Origin of the sequence: Sphingomonas sanguinis (genome assembly GCF_001476905.1) — a bacterium.
GTDB lineage: Bacteria > Pseudomonadota > Alphaproteobacteria > Sphingomonadales > Sphingomonadaceae > Sphingomonas > Sphingomonas sanguinis_B.
Map to the genome: position 1 here is coordinate 129,801 of NZ_LDTE01000010.1, position 15,466 is coordinate 145,266.

Genomic DNA, 15,466 nt, shown 5'->3' on the forward strand with positions numbered 1-15,466 from the left:
CGTTTTGGCTTGCGTCAAGCGAGCATCAGGATTTCCGCCGAGTCGCCTGCCTGCGCGGCGGCGGCATGCGGCGGACGGATGACCAGGCAGGTGGACCGCGCCAAAGTGAGCAGCATCGAGCTGTCCTGAATGGCCGCCGCATGGACCCGGCCATCGATCAATGCGGCGCGCAGATAGTCGATGCGCGGCCCATTGCCGGGCAGGTCCTCACCCAGGATCGCCGGGATGGGCGTGGGAAAGGGATCGGCCGCGCCTGCCAGATGCGCGATCAGGGGGCGGACGAACAAGGTCGCGGTGACGAAGGCGGAGACGGGATTGCCTGGCAGGCTCAGCACCACGGTTTCGCCCAGCCGTCCCGCCATCATCGGCTTGCCGGGGCGCAGCGCGATGCGCCAGAAATCGACGCTGCCGCCAGCCGCCTTCAGCGCGGGTTGGACCAGATCGTGATCGCCGACCGAGGCCCCGCCAGTCGTGACCAGCAGATCGGCCTCCACCCCGGCAAAGGCGTCGCGCAGAGCGTTGAGATTATCGGGCAATATGCCCAGGTCGATAATCTCGACCGGCAGGTCGGCGAGCATCGCCGCGAGCATGACGCCATTCGATTCGGGGAGGGCAAACCCATCATCCGATCCCGGCGGCACCAGTTCGTCGCCCGTTGCCGCGATGGCGACGCGGACGCGGGGGCGGACCGGCAGATGGCCGTGCCCGCCGGTCGCCGCCACCGCGATGCGCGCCGGGGTCAGGCGCTGTCCGGCCGCGATCAGCGTCGCGCCCTGCTCGAAATCCAGTCCGCGCCGCCGGACGTTGCGACCGACATGGCCCGGGCCTTCGCCGGTCAACAGCAACTGGTCGCCGTCGCGCCCGGCCTCTTCCTGGATCAGAACCGTGTCGGTGCCGGGCGGCAGGGCGGCGCCGGTGAAAATGCGTGTCGCTTGCCCGGGCCCGACCTGGCCTGCAAAGGGGCGCCCCGCCGCACTTTCGCCGATTACCGTCCAAGGCCCTGGCATGTCGGCAAAGCGGATCGCATAGCCGTCCATCGCCGACAGATCGCTGGCGGGCTGGGTCCGGCGCGCGGTGATGTCCCGCGCTGCCCAGCGCCCCGCCGCCTCGCGCAACGGCACCTCGACCTCTGGGCGTTCGGTGGTCAGCGCGAGCAGGCGCGCCTGGGCTTCTGGGACGGGTAAGAGAATGACGGTCGCTCCTGTTGGCCGAAAGGACGCTTCGGCGATCCCGGCGTTCCGTCAGGCGTGCCAGTCGCCTGACTTGCCCCCGGTCTTCGCGATCAGGCGAATATCGCCGATCGTCATGCGCTTATCGAGCGCCTTGGCCATGTCGTAGACGGTCAGCAGCGTCACCGACACGGCGGTCAGCGCTTCCATCTCGACCCCGGTCTGCCCGGCGGTTGCGGAGGTTGCGGTGGCGGTCACGCCCGTGGCGTCGAGCGCCAGGTCGATCTCCACCTTGCTCAGCGGCAGGGGGTGGCAGAGCGGAATGAGGTCGCTGGTCTTCTTGGCGGCCATGATACCGGCGACACGCGCGACCGCCAGGACATCGCCCTTCTGGACACTGCCCGCCCGGATCGCGGCGGCGGCATCCGGCGACATGGTGATGCGGCCCGACGCGATCGCCTGTCGTGCGGTCACCGCCTTGGCGCCGACATCGACCATCCGCGCCGAGCCTTCGTCATCCAGATGGGTCAGCCCGCTCATCCGATCAGCGCGCGGGTGGCCGCCTCGACATCCTTCTGGCGCATCAGCGCTTCGCCGACCAGGAAGCAGTGGATGCCGTGCGCGGCCATCGCGTCCAGATCCTCGCGCGTCGTCAGCCCGCTTTCGGCGACGAAGGTGCAGCCGGTCGGCGCACGACCGACCAGCTCATAGGTCCGCTGAAAATCGACCGAGAAGTCCCGCAGATCGCGGTTGTTCACGCCGATCAGCCGCGACTTCAACCGCGCGGCGCGTTCTATCTCGGCGGCGTCATGCACCTCGACCAGCGCGTCCATGCCGCATTCGATCGCGGCGGCCTCGATCTCCTGCATCTGGGTGTCGTCCAACGCGGCGACGATGATCAGGATGGCGTCGGCTCCCAGCGCACGCGATTCATGGATCTGCCAGGGATCGACCATGAAATCCTTGCGCAGGACCGGGATCGACACGGCGGCGCGCGCCTGTTCCAGGAACACGTCCGCGCCCTGGAACCAGCGCTCGTCGGTCAGCACCGACAGACAGGCGGCGCCCCCGGCTTCATAGGCGCGGGCATGGGCGGGGGGATCGAAATCCTCGCGGATCAGGCCCTTGGACGGGCTGGCCTTCTTGACCTCTGCGATCAGCGCGTGGCCGGTCTTGGCGTCCAGTGCGGCGCGAAAGCCACGCGGGGCGGACACGGTCGCGATCTTGGCGTCGAGATCGGCGTGCGACATGGTCGCCTTGCGCGCGGCGACATCGGCGCGCTTGGTTTCCAGGATGCGGTCGAGCATCGTCATCGGTAGGCAATCCATCGATCGAGAAGCGCCGCGGCCTCGCCGGTGTCGATCGCGCGGGCGGCGGCAACCGCGCCCTGGGCGAGGTCGGCGCTGTGCCCGGCGACGAGCAAGGCGGCGGCGGCGTTGAGGAGGACGGCATCGCGATACGCGCCCGTCTCTCCGGCGAGAAGGCGGCGCAGCGCCTCGGCATTATGCCGGGCGTCGCCGCCGCGAATGGCGGTGATGGGATGGCTGGGCAGCCCCGCGTCCTCGGGCGTGATCGTCGCGGGCGCGCGGACATCGCCGACCGAGACCGCGATGCTGGGCCCCGCACCCGACAGTTCGTCTAGTCCCTCTTCGCCGGACACGACCAGCGCGGCCGTCGCGCCGAGCTGTTCCAGCGCCTCGGCATAGACGCTCGCATAATCCGGGCGGGCGATGCCGATCAGCTGGCGCCCGACATGCGCCGGATTGGCGAGCGGACCCATCAGATTGAAGATCGTCCGCCGCCCGATCTTGCGGCGGATCGGCGTGATGCGCGCCATGGCCGGGTGATGGTTGGCGGCGAAGAGGAAGGCGATGCCGATATCGCTCAAGCTCGCCTGCGCAACGGCCCCGGCTCGCTCCATGTCGAGGCCGAGGACCTCCAGCGTATCCGCCGCGCCCGCCTTGGACGAGGCGGCGCGGTTGCCGTGTTTGGCGACCGGGACGCCCAGCGCCGCGACGACCAGCGATACGGCGGTGGAAACATTGAGCGTATGATGCCCGTCGCCGCCGGTGCCGCAGACATCGACGGTGCCCTGCGGCGCTTCGATCGGGATCAGCCGCTCGCGCATCGCCCGGGCCGCCTCGGCGATCTCGATCGAGGTTTCGCCGCGATCGGACAGGGCGATGAGGAAGGCCGCGATGCTTCCGTCATCGGCACGGCCGTCGAGGATGTCGGCAAAGGCCGCATAGGCGGTTTCGCGCGACAACGGGCTGACGGGATCGGGCAGCAGCGCGATGGTGGTCACGCGGCGGTCTCGACTGGGGGACGCAGTCGCTCGGGCAGTTCATGCGCCACCCCCGCTTCGCGCAGGAAGTTGGCGAGCATGGCATGGCCGTACTCGGTGGCGATGCTCTCCGGGTGGAACTGGACGCCGTGGATGGGAAGCGTCGCGTGGCGGAAGCCCATCACCGTGCCGTCTTCGGCCCGCGCATTGACGACCAGGCTGTCGGGCACATCGTTGACGATCAGCGAGTGATAGCGGGTCGCGGTGAAGGGCGAGGGCAGGCCGCGGAACAGCCCCGTCCCGTCGTGCAGCACCGGCGACGTCTTGCCATGCATCAGCCCGCCGCGCTCGACCAGCCCGCCGAAATGCTGGCCGATCGCCTGATGGCCCAGGCATACGCCCAGCAGCGGGCGCCCCGCCTCGGCGGCGGCGGCGACCAGGTCCAGGCTGACGCCGGCTTCGGTCGGGGTGCACGGACCCGGAGAGATGAGAAAGGCTTGCGCCCCCGACGAGAGCGCTTGGCCCGCCGAGATCGCGTCGTTGCGGACCACCTCCACCTCACTGCCCAATTCCTGAAGATAATGGACGAGGTTCCAGGTGAAGCTGTCGTAATTGTCGACGACCAGGATCATGCCACCGCCATAGCCCATCGCGCGGGCGGTGCAATGCCTGCCTGACGTATAGGTCGGCCCGGATCGCGCCCGCCCGCGACATATGGCCGCAATTTTGCCGGAATAGCGCCGTTAGGACGATCCGTTCGGCGTCGAGCCCCGTTCAGCGCGGAGCAATGCGCCGCGTCCGACGTTAGAGTCTCAAAGGAGTCCCGTTGCCATGGTAAGAGCCGCCCTGATCGCTGCCCTGTTGCTGACCCCGGGAGCGGCTTTGGGCCAGCAATCGCCGAACAACCCCCAGGCCGAAAGCGGCCAGCCGCCCAAGCGGGTGCGTCAGGTCACGCTGACCGGCGATCAGAAATGTCCCGAAAGCACCGCCGAAGAAGTGGTGGTCTGCGGCCGGGACGACGAACCCTATCGCATTCCCAAGGCGCTGCGGAACGACAAGCCGATTCCGGCGCAGAACCAGAGCTGGGTGAACCGGGCCGCGACGATGGATCAGGTGGGGCGCGTGGCGGGCGGCATCCCCGACACCTGCTCGCCGGTCGGTACGGGCGGCCAGAGCGGATGCAGCATGATGTGGAACCAGCAATATCAGGCCGAGCGTCGTGCGCGCCGCGCCGAAGCGACGCCACCTGCGGCCGATGGTGAGTGATATTTTCCGATACTGACGGTTGACCCTTTATTGTTCCCCGGCGAAGGCCGGGGCCCAGTTTCGACCACGCCGGAAGCGCGCAGGGCGGTGCGTGGGAGGCAATTTCTCGTACCGCAAACGTCATAGCAACTGGGCCCCGGCCTTCGCCGGGGAACAGCCTTGGGCATAGGCAGTACGCTTACTGCCCGAAACTGCCTTCACCGGCCCGTGCCACCGCATCGCGCGCCGCTGCCAGCATGGCGCCAGCCTTCGCCTCGCATTCCCGCTGCTCATAGGCGGGGTCGCTATCGGCGACGATGCCCGCGCCCGCCTGGACGTGGATGGTGCCGTCCTTGACCACGGCTGTGCGTAGCACGATGCACGAGTCCATCGAGCCATCGGGTGAGAAATAGCCCACGCCGCCCGCATAAGCCCCGCGCCGCTCGGGCTCCAGCTCGGCGATGATCTGGCAGGCGCGGACCTTGGGCGCGCCGCTGACCGTACCGGCGGGGAAGCCCGCGAACAGCGCATCCAGCGCATCCTTGTCGTCCGCCAACTCACCGACGACGTTGGACACGATGTGCATGACGTGGCTGTAAAACTCGACCGTATAGCTGTCGGTCACCCGTACGCTGCCCGCCGAGGCGGCGCGGCCGACATCGTTGCGGCCCAGGTCGAGCAGCATCAGATGCTCGGCGCGTTCCTTGGGATCGGCGAGCAGGCCGTCGCGGTTGGCGGCATCTTCGGCGCCGGTCTTACCGCGTGGGCGGGTGCCCGCAATGGGGCGGATCGTCACCTCGCCATCACGGACGCGGACCAGGATTTCCGGGCTCGACCCGATCAGCGAAAAGCCCGGCAGGTCGAGGTGATAGAGGAAGGGCGAGGGGTTGATCCGCCGCAGGCTGCGATACAACTCGAACGGCGGCAGGGTGAAGGGGGCAGAGAAACGCTGCGCCAGCACCACCTGAAAGATATCGCCCGCGACGATATAGTCCTTCGCGCGCGCCACCATCTCGCCGTAGCGGCCGGGGGGCAGGGCGGGCTGATAGGCGGGTTCGGGCAGGTCGGCGCGGACCGGCGCGGGCAGCGTCGCGCTAGCCAGCCGCGCGGCAGTGGCGTCCAGCCGTTCCTCGGCCTCGGTGATCATCCGGGCGGCGTCGCGGTTCGCATCGGGCCAGACCGGCGCGACGAGGTACAGCGCGTCGGCCAGCCGGTCGAACACCAGGATCACCGTCGGCCGCACGAAGATCATGTCGGGCAGACCGAGCGGATCGACCTCGGGCTGGGGCAGGGCCTCGACCAGCCCGACCGTCTCGTACCCGAAATAGCCGACCAGACAGGCCAGCGCGGAGGGCAGGCCCTCCGGCACCTTGGCCCGGCACTCGGCGACCAGCTGGCGCAGCGCTTCCAGCGTCGGGGCGGCGCACGGCGTGAAGGCCTCGCGATCGGTGGTCCAGTGCCGGTTGATCGTCGCGCTATGCCCATCGGCCCGGAAAACCAGGTCGGGGGCCAGGCCGATCAGGCTGTACCGCCCGCGCGTCGCACCACCCTCGACCGATTCGAGCAGGAAGTCACCGCGCCCCGGCTCGATCAGCTTCAGCGCGGCGGCGACCGGCGTCTCGGTATCGGCGATCTGCCGCCGCCAGATCAGCTGCGGCTGGCCGTCCGCCAGCCGCCCGGCGGCGTCAGTTGGCGCCATTGGTCAGCAGCTCCGAGCGGACCTTGGCGACCGCCTTGGGATCGGTCTTCACGCCCACCACGTCGCGCACGGCGCGGGCGAACTGCGCCACATATTCGCGGCCGATCAGGCGACCAATATCGCCCCGCGCAGCCTGGATCGCGGCGGTGTTGCCGGTCGCGTTACCCGGTTCGATCTTGGTCGCGCGGATGATGTACCAGCCCTCGTTCTGCGGCGCCTCCAGCGTCTTGGCCTTGTTCTGCGGCATCGAGAACAGGAGGGCGAGCGGTGCGGCGGCGGGGGTGTTCTGCGCAGCGGCCAGGTCGCGACGCGAGGCGGCGATCGGGCGGACCGGCGGCACGGCCAGGCCGGTTTCCTTCAGCGCCTGCGCCATCGGCATGCCCTTGTTCACCTTGGCGAGCACGGCATTGGCCAGCTTGCGCGCGGCGGCCCGGGCGCGGTCGGTGGTCAGGTCGGCGACGACCTGCGCGCGCACCTGCGCCAGCGGACGCGGGGCGGCGCGCTGGACCTGGCCGACGCCGACGACGGCGAAGCTGCCATCCTGGCCGACCGGCACCACCTGCGGCGCGTCGCCATCCTCGGCGGTGAAGGCGGCGGTGATCATCGCACGCTGCTCCGGCGTCGCCTGGAAGGTGGGGGCATCGGGCGCGAGCCCCTGCGCCGTCACGGCCGGGGTGGCCTGCGCCTGCAGCTTGCGGTCGGCGATCACCTCGTCAAAGGTCGCATTGCCCGACAGCGCATCCTCGATCGCGTTGCGCATCTCGCCCAGTGCGGCGGCCTGCTTCTGCTTGGTCAGTTCGGCGACGATCTCGGGGCGGGCCTGGGCCAGCGTCTTGCCGGGGACCTGGGTGATCGCATCGACCTTGGCGACGACGAAGCCCAGCGTGCCGCGAACCGGGCCGACGATCGCGCCCTGCGCGGCACCGAACACCGCATCGGCCACGGCGGCCGAGCTCTGCGCGGCATAGGCGGCCTTGTCGACCGCCTTCTGGGTCGAGGCTTCCAGACCGGCGGCGCGGGCGGCATCGGCAAGCGAGGTGCCCGCCTTCGCCTTGGCGGCCAGCGCGTTCGCGCCCGCCTGGTCCAGCACGACGACCTGGGTCACATCGCGCTTCTGGGTCGCGGCATAGCGCGACTGGTTGGTCTGGTAATAGCGCGCGATCTCGGCCTCGCTCGGCGTCGACTGGGCGGCTACGGCGGCGGTATTGACCAGCGCGTAGCGGACGGTGCGCCGCTCGGGCAGCGAGTAGCGCTGCACGTTGCGCGTGTAGAAGGTCTGGATATCCGCGTCGGTCGGCGCGGGGCCGGTCGGCACCAGGCGGGTCGGGATATAGCCGACCTCACCCTGCCGCTTTTCGAGCAGCAGCGAAGCATAGGGCAGTGCCATCTGCATCGCCATCTGCGTCGCGCCGATGGTCGGCACGGTCAGCTGCTGGGCAAAAGTGGTGCGGATCAGGTCGGTGCGGACCTGTGCGTCGGTCATCTTCCGCTGCGCCAGAAGCTGCTGGTAGAGCGCCGGATCGAACTGGCCGTTGGGACCACGGAACGCCGGGATCGAGGCGATCTGGCCGTCGATCAGGCGGCGCGAGACGACCATGCCCTGATCCTTGCCGAACTGTTCCAGCGACAGGCCGGTGATCTCACGCTGCAACGTGCCCTCGAATCCGCCCGCCGCGATGAATTGCGCGACGTCGAGCGTGGGCTGTTCCTGGCGATAGGATGCCACCTCGTTCTGCACCGCGCTGCGCAGGTCGTTGGCGGTGATCTTCGCGTCGCCGACCTTGGCGACCTGGGACCCGGTGATGCCGCCCGCCATGCTGGAGATGTTGGTCACGTCGCCGGCGGCAAAGGCGATCGCGATCACGCCCAGCACGATGAAGGTGACGATGACGCCGGCCTTGGAATTGATGATCCGGCGGAAGAAGCTGAGCATGGACGACCGATCGGCAAGAAAGAAAATCGGGACGTGCTTTAGGGGCGCGACGGCCCCGCATCAAGCTTGTGCGAAAAGCGCAATCCGCTATCGGTGTTGAACACGTATAACAGACGACTCATTCGGGAGCCTGATATGGCACGGCGCAAATTGGTGGCGGGCAACTGGAAGATGAACGGTTCGCGCGCCGCGCTGGCTGAGCTGGACGGCATTGCCAAGGCTGCGGAAGCGGCTCCGAATGTCGATGTGGCGATGGCGGTGCCTTTCACCCTGATCGCGCCGGCGGCCGAGCGTGTGCCCGGCCTCGCCATCGGGGCCGAGGACGTGCACGAGCGCGACTCGGGGGCGCATACCGGCTGCGTCTCGGCCGCGATGGTGCAGGAGGCAGGGGCCCGCTTCACGATCGTCGGTCACTCGGAGCGCCGCGCGGATCAGGGCGAGACCAGTCAGGATGCGTGGGCCAAGGCGGCGGCGGCGCATCGACAGGGGCTGAACGTCATTCTGTGCTGCGGCGAGACCGAGGCTGAGCGCAATGCGGGCCGCGCCGAGCGGGTGGTGCAGGCGCAAATCGAGAAGTCGGTGCCCGACAATGCGGACGGCAGCTGGTTCACGCTCGCCTATGAACCGCGCTGGGCGATCGGCACCGGGCGGACGCCGACCGTCGAGGAGATCGCGACCATCCATGCGATCGCGCGGGCCAAGCTGCGTATGCTGATCGGCGATGCGGCGGACGAGGTGCGCATCCTGTATGGCGGCTCGGTGACGGGCGACAATGCCGCCACGCTGCTGGCCATCGAAAATGTCGACGGCGCGCTGGTCGGCGGCGCAAGCCTGACCGCCGCGAAGTTCGTGCCGATCATCGAGGCCGCAGCGGGGTTGTGATCATGGGGTGAGGGCGGGGCGTGGTCGAACGCCCCGCCCCGCACGCTTCTCAAGCCCCCGGATAGCGCTTCTTCAACATCGCATAAGCGGCCCGCAGCGCATAGGCATCGCCGCCTTTGGGCCGCCCTGGCTTGGCCGAGGGCCGCCAGGCGAACACGTCGAGATGCGCCCAGGTCGTGTACTTCGGCACGAAGCGTCGCAGGAACAACGCGGCCGTGATCGCCCCGGCAAAGCCGCCATCCGGCGCATTCACCATGTCGGCGATGTCGGACTTCAGCATGTCGTCATAACCGTCCCAGAGCGGCATCCGCCACACCGGATCGTCCTCCGCCACACCCGCCGTCAGCAGGTCCGCGGCCAGCGCCTCGTCATCGGTGAACAGGGGCGGCAGGTCGGGACCCAGTGCCACGCGTGCCGCGCCGGTCAGGGTGGCGAAGTCGAGGATCAGCTCCGGCGCTTCCTCGCCCGCGCGGGTCAGTGCGTCGCCCAGGATCAACCGGCCCTCGGCGTCGGTATTGGTGTTCTCGACCGTCAGGCCCTCGCGCGTCCGCAGCACGTCGCCGGGGCGGAAGGACGCCCCCGACACTGCATTCTCGACCGCCGGGATCAGCAGGTGGAGCCGCACCGGCAGCTTGGCCGCCATGACCAGCCCGGCCAGCGCCAGGGCATGCGCCGCGCCGCCCATATCCTTCTTCATCAGCCGCATGCCCGCCGACGGCTTGATGTCGAGCCCGCCGGTGTCGAAGCACACGCCCTTGCCGACGATGGCGATGCGGGGATGGCTGGGGTCGCCCCAGTGGAGCTCGATCAGCCGGGGCGCGCGCTCGCGGGTGGCGGCCTGGCCGACCGCGTGGATCATCGGATAGTCGCGCGCCAGCGCCTCGCCGCTGGTCACGGTCACGTCCGCATGGTGCGCGCGCGCCAGCGTCTGCGCCTCGGCCTCCAGTTCGGCGGGCCCCAGATCGCCCGCGCCGCTATTGACCAGATCGCGGACCTGCGCGGTCGCGGCGGCGATGCGGATGATCTCGTCGCGGTGCGCGACGTCGCGGGTCAGCAGGACTCGCGGCGCGGCGTCCTCCGCCTTGCGATAGCGGGTGAAGCGATATTGGCCGAGCAGCCAGCCGAGCGCATTGGCGCCGACCTCCACCCCGTCGAGGCGATAGCTGCCCTCGGGCAGTGCCTCGGCGAGCTTGGCCAGCGCCCAGGGCGAGTTGGCGTCGGCGACCCCCGCGACGACGGCGATGCCGTCCCCGTCGGCGATCAGGACATGGGTGCCCGGCTTGGCGGTGAAACGCTGTGCGGTGGCCAGCGCGCGGGTCGCGGCGGACTGGCGGTTCAGCCAGGCGTCGAACGTTTCGGGTGTCAGCAGGGTGATCATGCGGGCGCTCTGGCCACGATCGGGCTGGAGAAGGGAAGCGAAGTCGGTCATTCTGCGGGGCTCACCAGAAACTGTTCGATCTTTCCGTTGGCACCGGGCTCGGCATAGGTGCTGATGCGCAAGGTCCGGTTCGGATAGGTGACGCGGTAGTTGCGATTGACGAAGCCGCCCCGCAACCGGGTACGGCCGCTCTGCTCGATCGTGGCCGGAGTGCCCAGCGGCGACAGGCTGGCCTTATAGTCGGCGATGGTCGCGGGCGTGAAATAATAGGCCGCGTCCTCGGTCAGCAGTGCGCGGTCGAGATTTCCGGCCTGCAACTGCGCATAGACCGCCTGGGTGCGGGCCAGGGCGGCGGCATCCTCGCTATTGGCCTGGGGGGCGGGGAGGATGATCTGCGAAATGCCCTTGGCGATGCGGTTCTGCGCATCGGCGAACCACGCATTGACCGCGACGACGATGGCGGCCTTGTCTTCCGGATAGACGATATTCTCGGTCAGGAAGCCGACCGCTTCGCCGCTATGTTCGACCATGCGGTGGCCATCGGCGACGGCGATCCCGACGCCTAGCCCATAGCCGGTGCTGGCGCCGCTGGTCAGGTTGACCGGCGTTTCCTGCTCGGCCCAGTCCTTGGGCGAAAGCAGCGTGCGGTTCATCCGGGCGATGTCCCATTTGGCGAGGTCCTCCGCGGACATCGACAGTTCGCCCGCCGCATAGAGCCAGCCGGGAGCGGCGGGCGTCTCGACCCGCACGGGGCCCAGCGCGTGGCGCAGATAGCCCTGCGGGAAACCGGGGCCGACCGCCTTGTCCTGGTCGATCGCGCGGATGCCCAGCGGCTTGAAGACATGGGCCTGAAGGAAGGCGAGCAGCGGCTGGCCCGACACCTTCTCGACGATCATGCCCGCCACGACATAGCCGGTGTTGGAATATTGCCACTGCGTGCCCGGCGCGAAGTCGAGCGGGGCCTTGGCCCAGCGGTCGACGATGCCCTGCGGCGTGGTCGGCGTCGCCATCGCCTTGAAACTGTAATCCTGCGGCCAATAGTCGCGCAGGCCAGAAGTGTGGCTGAGCAGCTGGCGGATGGTGATCTTGTCGCCATCGGTTATGCCGGGGATGTACTTCGACACCGTGTCGTCGAGCGACAGCTTGCCCTGGTCCGCCAGCAGCAGGATCGCGGCGGCGGTGAACTGCTTCGACACCGAGGCGATCTGATAGGGGAGCGTGGGATCGGCGGGACCGGTCTGCCCCTCATATTGCTTGCCATAGGCCTTGGCGAGCACGATCCGGCCGCCGCGCACCACCGCGACGGAGGCGGAGGGGACGCCGGTATCGGCCAGCGTCTTCGTGACCAGCGCATCGATCTTCTGGGTTTCCGCCGGGGTGAGGGCCTGGGCGAGGAGCGGGGCGGGAGCGATGAGCGCGATCGCCGCCAGCAAATGGGGGTATCTCATGCGCGCCAAGGAAGCAGGTTTGCGGGAAGCGCGCAACGGGTGTGGGTGCTTGGGCTTCGACGTCGCCCTGACTGCATGGTGCGAGGGGAAAGGCATTTTTCAGCACTACCCCGGCGGAGGCCGGGGGCCAGTTGCAATGTCTTGCGTTGGACAGGACATGGCGCGCCTCACGGCCGCATGGCGTTTAGACCCCGGCGTCCGCCGGGGTGGTCTTGGGAGATAGGCAATTGACCACCGAACTGACCATCCTCGGCTGGTCGATCATCCTGCTGTTCGTGCATATCGCGCTGCAATCGCAGATGGCGACGCTGGACCGGGGCATCGGCTGGAACGCAGGGCCCCGCGACGGGACGCCCGCGCCGCTGGGCCGCTATGCGGGCCGCGCCGAGCGCGCCTCGGCCAATTTTCGGGAGACGTGGCCGATCTTCATCGCCCTCGCGCTCGGTCTCGCGGTGACGGGGCGGAGCGGCGGCATCGCGGCGACCGGCGCGTGGGTGTGGTTCCTCGCGCGGGTCGCCTATGTACCGCTGTACCTCTTCGGCGTCCGATATATGCGGTCGCTGGCCTATCTTGTGTCGATGGTCGGCCTGGTGATGATGCTTACGCGTTTCCTGTGACGGGAACGCCGTACAGATCGTGCTCGTCGGCATCCTCGATCGCGACCTTCACAATGTCACCGACGGTCAGATGCCCAGCGTCGCGCAGGAAGACCTCGCCGTCGATCTCGGGCGCGTCGGCCTGGGAGCGACCGGTCGCGCCGCCTTCTTCGTCCACCGCGTCGATGATGACGGGCAGGGTGCGGCCGACCTTGGCGGCGAGCTTGGCAGCCGAGATGGCGGCGGTCTTTTCCATGATCCGCGCGTAACGCTCTTCCTTCACTTCCTCGGGGACGTGATCGGGCAGGGCGTTGGCGGCGGCACCCTCGACCGGCTCGAAGCGGAAGGCGCCGACGCGGTCGAGCTGGGCCTCGTCCAGCCAGTCCAGCAGATATTCGAAGTCCTCTTCCGTCTCGCCGGGGAAGCCGACGACGAAAGTCGAGCGGATCGTGATGTCGGGGCAGATGTCGCGCCACTGGTGGATGCGTTGCAGCACCTTGGCGTCGTTGCCGGGGCGCTTCATGCGCTTGAGGACGGACGGCGCGGCATGCTGGAACGGGATGTCCAGATAGGGCAGCACCAGCCCCTCCGCCATCAGCGGGATCACCTGATCCACATGCGGATAGGGATAGACATAGTGTAGGCGTACCCAGGGCGCGATCTTGCCCAGTTCGCGGGCCAGGTCGGTCATGTGCGGCACGACCTCCTGCCCCTTCCACATCCGTGGTTCCTTGCGGATGTCGATGCCGTAGGCCGAGGTGTCCTGGCTGATGACCAGCAGCTCGCGCGTGCCCGCCGCGACCAGCTTTTCCGCCTCGCGCAGGATCGCGTCGGGGCGGCGGCTGACCAGATCGCCGCGCAGGCTGGGGATGATGCAGAAGCTGCACCGGTGGTTGCAGCCCTCCGAAATCTTCAGATAACTGTAGTGACGCGGGGTCAGCTTCAGGCCCGCATCGGGGATCAGGTCGATATAGGGCGACAGATTCGCGGGTGCGGCGGCGTGGACGGCCTCGACCACCTGCTCATACTCATGCGCACCGGTGATCGCGAGCACATCCGGGAAGCGGGTGCGGATCGCCTCGGCTTCCTTGCCCATGCAGCCGGTCACGATGACGCGGCCGTTTTCCTTGATCGCCTCGCCGATCGCCTCCAGGCTTTCCTCCTTGGCGGAGTCGAGAAAGCCGCAGGTGTTGACCAGCACGACATCGGCCCCGGCATAGTCGGGCGACATCTGATAGCCATCGGCGCGCAGCTGGGTCAGGATGCGTTCGCTGTCGACCAGATTCTTGGGACAGCCGAGCGAGACCATGCCGACACGCGGCGGAGTAGGGAGTTTGGTTGCCATGGGATGCGCGCGCACATAGTCCAGATTGGATCACTTTTCCAGATGCGGGGTTCGATCCGGTCGACAGGGGCCCGCGATCGCGGCATGACGCAAGGGAAACTGGGTTAAAAGGTTACTGGGCGATGCTGGCGATCGGATTGATGTCGGGGACCTCGCTCGACGGCGTGGATGCCGCGCTGATTGAGACCGATGGCGAGGCGGCGGTGAACCCGATCGCGTTCCGCAGCGAACCCTATTCGGACGCGGCGCGGGCCGAACTGGCCGAGGCGACCGCGCTGGCGCTGACCTTCGACCGGCCGCGCGCCAGTCCACCCATTGTCGCGGCGAGCGAGCTGATTGTGCGGACCCATGCGATGGCGGTGCAGAAGCTGCTGCGCGATGCAGGCGTCGAGGCGGGGACGGTCGACGTCATTGGCTTTCACGGCCAGACGGTGGCGCATCGCCCCGATCGCGGCTGGACCTGGCAGATCGGCGACGGGCAGGCGCTGGCGGACGCGACCGGGATCGTCACCGTCTCCGACTTTCGCTCGGCCGATGTGGCTGCGGGCGGGCAGGGCGCGCCGCTGATCCCCGTCTATCACGCTGCGCTGGCCGCCGGACTGGAGAAGCCCGTCGCGATCCTCAATCTGGGCGGGGTGGCGAATGTTACCTGGATTGGTCGCGACGGTGCGTTGGTCGCCTTCGACACCGGACCTGCCAACGGCCTGATCGACAGCTGGATGGAGACCGAAACCGGCCAGCGCTATGATGCGAACGGCCAGACGGCGGCAAGCGGGCGGGTCGAGCCGACCGTGCTCGACACGATGATGGACAATGGCTGGTTCGACCTCGCGCCGCCCAAGTCGCTCGACCGCAACGACTTCACCATCCAGCCCGCGCGGGGCTTATCGGCGGCGGACGGCGCAGCGACGCTGACCGCCTTTACCGCGCGGACGGTTTCACGCGCACTCGACCATTTGCCCGAGCGGCCACGGCGTCTGCTGGTCGCAGGCGGTGGGCGGCACAATGCGACGATGCTGGCGATGATCGCGGCCGAGACGGGGCTCACGCCCGAGCCGACCGACATGCTCGGCTGGGACGGCGATGCGCTGGAGGCGGAAGGGTTCGCCTATATGGCGGTCCGACGGCTGGATGAGCGGCCGATCAGCTTTCCGGGCACCACCGGCGTGCCGCAGGCGATGACCGGCGGCGTGATCCATCGCCCGGCTGGAGCCTGACCTATCGCGGCTTGGCGCTCTTCGCGTTGACCTTGGCTGGGATGGGGCAGCCGTCGATTTCGCGAAGCACGGTATATTGCGGCTCGGCATCCGGCAGCTCGTTCAATTTGCGCAGGCTGGGCGTCTCCGCCTTGCCGCGAACCCGCCGGTCTTTCGGCACGCAGCGTTCGGGCGGCTGGCCGATGGTCGGCATGGTGGAATAGGGAATGCCCGAATCGGCGAAGAGCGCCAACGCGACGAGCAACATCATCGACTTCCTCCCTTTACATG

At 68.5% G+C, this 15,466-nt stretch carries 15 protein-coding genes; 4 read left to right on the forward strand and 11 right to left on the reverse strand.

The genetic code is table 11. The features are described from left to right. Nucleotides 1-14 precede the first annotated feature (14 nt). From SB4_RS02905 to SB4_RS02925, 5 genes are read right to left on the reverse strand one after another with little or no spacing between them, the layout of a single operon-like run. Nucleotides 15-1,190: a molybdopterin molybdotransferase MoeA gene (locus tag SB4_RS02905; RefSeq protein ID WP_420893872.1), complete on the reverse strand. Its 1,176-nt coding sequence runs from the start codon at nucleotides 1,188-1,190 to the stop codon at nucleotides 15-17. A 51-nt stretch (nucleotides 1,191-1,241) separates the two neighbouring features. Beyond that, nucleotides 1,242-1,709 carry a cyclic pyranopterin monophosphate synthase MoaC gene (moaC, locus tag SB4_RS02910; RefSeq protein ID WP_058751335.1) on the reverse strand — a complete coding sequence of 156 codons (468 nt, stop codon included), beginning with the start codon at nucleotides 1,707-1,709 and terminating at the stop codon, nucleotides 1,242-1,244. Continuing rightward, nucleotides 1,706-2,482, reverse strand: a complete 777-nt coding sequence (trpC, locus tag SB4_RS02915) for an indole-3-glycerol phosphate synthase TrpC (RefSeq protein WP_058751336.1) — start codon at nucleotides 2,480-2,482, stop codon at nucleotides 1,706-1,708. Before trpC ends, moaC begins: the two co-directional genes overlap by 4 nt. Then, the gene (gene trpD, locus SB4_RS02920) at nucleotides 2,479-3,474 is read right to left on the reverse strand and encodes an anthranilate phosphoribosyltransferase (RefSeq protein ID WP_058751337.1); all 996 of its coding nucleotides are present in this window, start codon (nucleotides 3,472-3,474) and stop codon (nucleotides 2,479-2,481) included. The genes trpC and trpD overlap by 4 nt, the downstream gene beginning before the upstream one ends. Next, complete coding sequence (locus SB4_RS02925) at nucleotides 3,471-4,085, reverse strand: anthranilate synthase component II (RefSeq protein WP_058751396.1); 615 nt, start codon at nucleotides 4,083-4,085, stop codon at nucleotides 3,471-3,473. Before SB4_RS02925 ends, trpD begins: the two co-directional genes overlap by 4 nt. Before the next feature lie 199 nt (nucleotides 4,086-4,284). On the opposite strand from SB4_RS02925, the gene SB4_RS02930 reads away from it, so the two are divergent. Then, nucleotides 4,285-4,719, forward strand: coding sequence for a hypothetical protein (locus tag SB4_RS02930; RefSeq protein WP_058751338.1), 435 nt, complete (start codon nucleotides 4,285-4,287; stop codon nucleotides 4,717-4,719). Between the two features lie 178 nt (nucleotides 4,720-4,897). On the opposite strand, the gene trpE is transcribed toward SB4_RS02930, so the two are convergent. Together trpE and SB4_RS02940 are read right to left on the reverse strand one after the other, a co-directional pair. Continuing rightward, nucleotides 4,898-6,397 (reverse strand): anthranilate synthase component I, encoded by a 1,500-nt coding sequence (gene trpE, locus SB4_RS02935; RefSeq protein WP_058751339.1) that lies wholly within the window; start codon nucleotides 6,395-6,397, stop codon nucleotides 4,898-4,900. Continuing rightward, nucleotides 6,384-8,330, reverse strand: coding sequence for a peptidylprolyl isomerase (locus tag SB4_RS02940; RefSeq protein WP_058751340.1), 1,947 nt, complete (start codon nucleotides 8,328-8,330; stop codon nucleotides 6,384-6,386). Before SB4_RS02940 ends, trpE begins: the two co-directional genes overlap by 14 nt. A gap of 135 nt (nucleotides 8,331-8,465) precedes the next feature. Between SB4_RS02940 and tpiA the strand changes: the two genes are divergently transcribed. Beyond that, nucleotides 8,466-9,212: a triose-phosphate isomerase gene (gene tpiA, locus SB4_RS02945; RefSeq protein ID WP_058751341.1), complete on the forward strand. Its 747-nt coding sequence runs from the start codon at nucleotides 8,466-8,468 to the stop codon at nucleotides 9,210-9,212. A 49-nt stretch (nucleotides 9,213-9,261) separates the two neighbouring features. Here tpiA and SB4_RS02950 read toward each other — a convergent pair whose 3' ends face one another. Both SB4_RS02950 and SB4_RS02955 read right to left on the reverse strand, forming a co-directional pair. Further along, on the reverse strand, nucleotides 9,262-10,641 hold the full coding sequence (locus SB4_RS02950; RefSeq protein ID WP_058751342.1) for a leucyl aminopeptidase family protein: 1,380 nt from the start codon (nucleotides 10,639-10,641) through the stop codon (nucleotides 9,262-9,264). Beyond that, entirely contained in the window at nucleotides 10,638-12,038 is a 1,401-nt protein-coding gene (locus tag SB4_RS02955) for a serine hydrolase domain-containing protein (protein WP_058751343.1), read from the reverse strand. The genes SB4_RS02950 and SB4_RS02955 overlap by 4 nt, the downstream gene beginning before the upstream one ends. A gap of 227 nt (nucleotides 12,039-12,265) precedes the next feature. On the opposite strand from SB4_RS02955, the gene SB4_RS02960 reads away from it, so the two are divergent. Further along, on the forward strand, nucleotides 12,266-12,655 hold the full coding sequence (locus SB4_RS02960; protein WP_082669916.1) for an MAPEG family protein: 390 nt from the start codon (nucleotides 12,266-12,268) through the stop codon (nucleotides 12,653-12,655). Here SB4_RS02960 and rimO read toward each other — a convergent pair. After that, entirely contained in the window at nucleotides 12,639-13,979 is a 1,341-nt protein-coding gene (gene rimO / locus SB4_RS02965) for a 30S ribosomal protein S12 methylthiotransferase RimO (protein ID WP_058751345.1), read from the reverse strand. The two genes, SB4_RS02960 and rimO, sit on opposite strands and share 17 nt — an antisense overlap. Nucleotides 13,980-14,101: 122 nt before the next feature. On the opposite strand from rimO, the gene SB4_RS02970 reads away from it, so the two are divergent. Further along, the gene (locus SB4_RS02970) at nucleotides 14,102-15,196 is read left to right on the forward strand and encodes an anhydro-N-acetylmuramic acid kinase (protein ID WP_058751346.1); all 1,095 of its coding nucleotides are present in this window, start codon (nucleotides 14,102-14,104) and stop codon (nucleotides 15,194-15,196) included. A gap of 1 nt (nucleotide 15,197) precedes the next feature. On the opposite strand, the gene SB4_RS02975 is transcribed toward SB4_RS02970, so the two are convergent. Next, the gene (locus tag SB4_RS02975; RefSeq protein WP_058751347.1) at nucleotides 15,198-15,446 is read right to left on the reverse strand and encodes a hypothetical protein; all 249 of its coding nucleotides are present in this window, start codon (nucleotides 15,444-15,446) and stop codon (nucleotides 15,198-15,200) included. Nucleotides 15,447-15,466 lie beyond the last annotated feature (20 nt).

What these genes read in the sequence shown, in the direction of transcription:
- moaC (WP_058751335.1), bottom strand. Translation starts at nt 1,709, where the DNA reads ATGAGCGGGCTGACCCATCTGGATGACGAAGGCTCGGCGCGGATGGTC.
- trpC (WP_058751336.1), bottom strand. Translation starts at nt 2,482, where the DNA reads ATGACGATGCTCGACCGCATCCTGGAAACCAAGCGCGCCGATGTCGCC.
- SB4_RS02925 (WP_058751396.1), bottom strand. Translation starts at nt 4,085, where the DNA reads ATGATCCTGGTCGTCGACAATTACGACAGCTTCACCTGGAACCTCGTC.
- SB4_RS02930 (WP_058751338.1), top strand. Translation starts at nt 4,285, where the DNA reads ATGGTAAGAGCCGCCCTGATCGCTGCCCTGTTGCTGACCCCGGGAGCG.
- trpE (WP_058751339.1), bottom strand. Translation starts at nt 6,397, where the DNA reads ATGGCGCCAACTGACGCCGCCGGGCGGCTGGCGGACGGCCAGCCGCAG.
- SB4_RS02940 (WP_058751340.1), bottom strand. Translation starts at nt 8,330, where the DNA reads ATGCTCAGCTTCTTCCGCCGGATCATCAATTCCAAGGCCGGCGTCATC.
- tpiA (WP_058751341.1), top strand. Translation starts at nt 8,466, where the DNA reads ATGGCACGGCGCAAATTGGTGGCGGGCAACTGGAAGATGAACGGTTCG.
- SB4_RS02950 (WP_058751342.1), bottom strand. Translation starts at nt 10,641, where the DNA reads ATGACCGACTTCGCTTCCCTTCTCCAGCCCGATCGTGGCCAGAGCGCC.
- SB4_RS02955 (WP_058751343.1), bottom strand. Translation starts at nt 12,038, where the DNA reads ATGAGATACCCCCATTTGCTGGCGGCGATCGCGCTCATCGCTCCCGCC.
- rimO (WP_058751345.1), bottom strand. Translation starts at nt 13,979, where the DNA reads ATGGCAACCAAACTCCCTACTCCGCCGCGTGTCGGCATGGTCTCGCTC.
- SB4_RS02970 (WP_058751346.1), top strand. Translation starts at nt 14,102, where the DNA reads ATGCTGGCGATCGGATTGATGTCGGGGACCTCGCTCGACGGCGTGGAT.
- SB4_RS02975 (WP_058751347.1), bottom strand. Translation starts at nt 15,446, where the DNA reads ATGATGTTGCTCGTCGCGTTGGCGCTCTTCGCCGATTCGGGCATTCCC.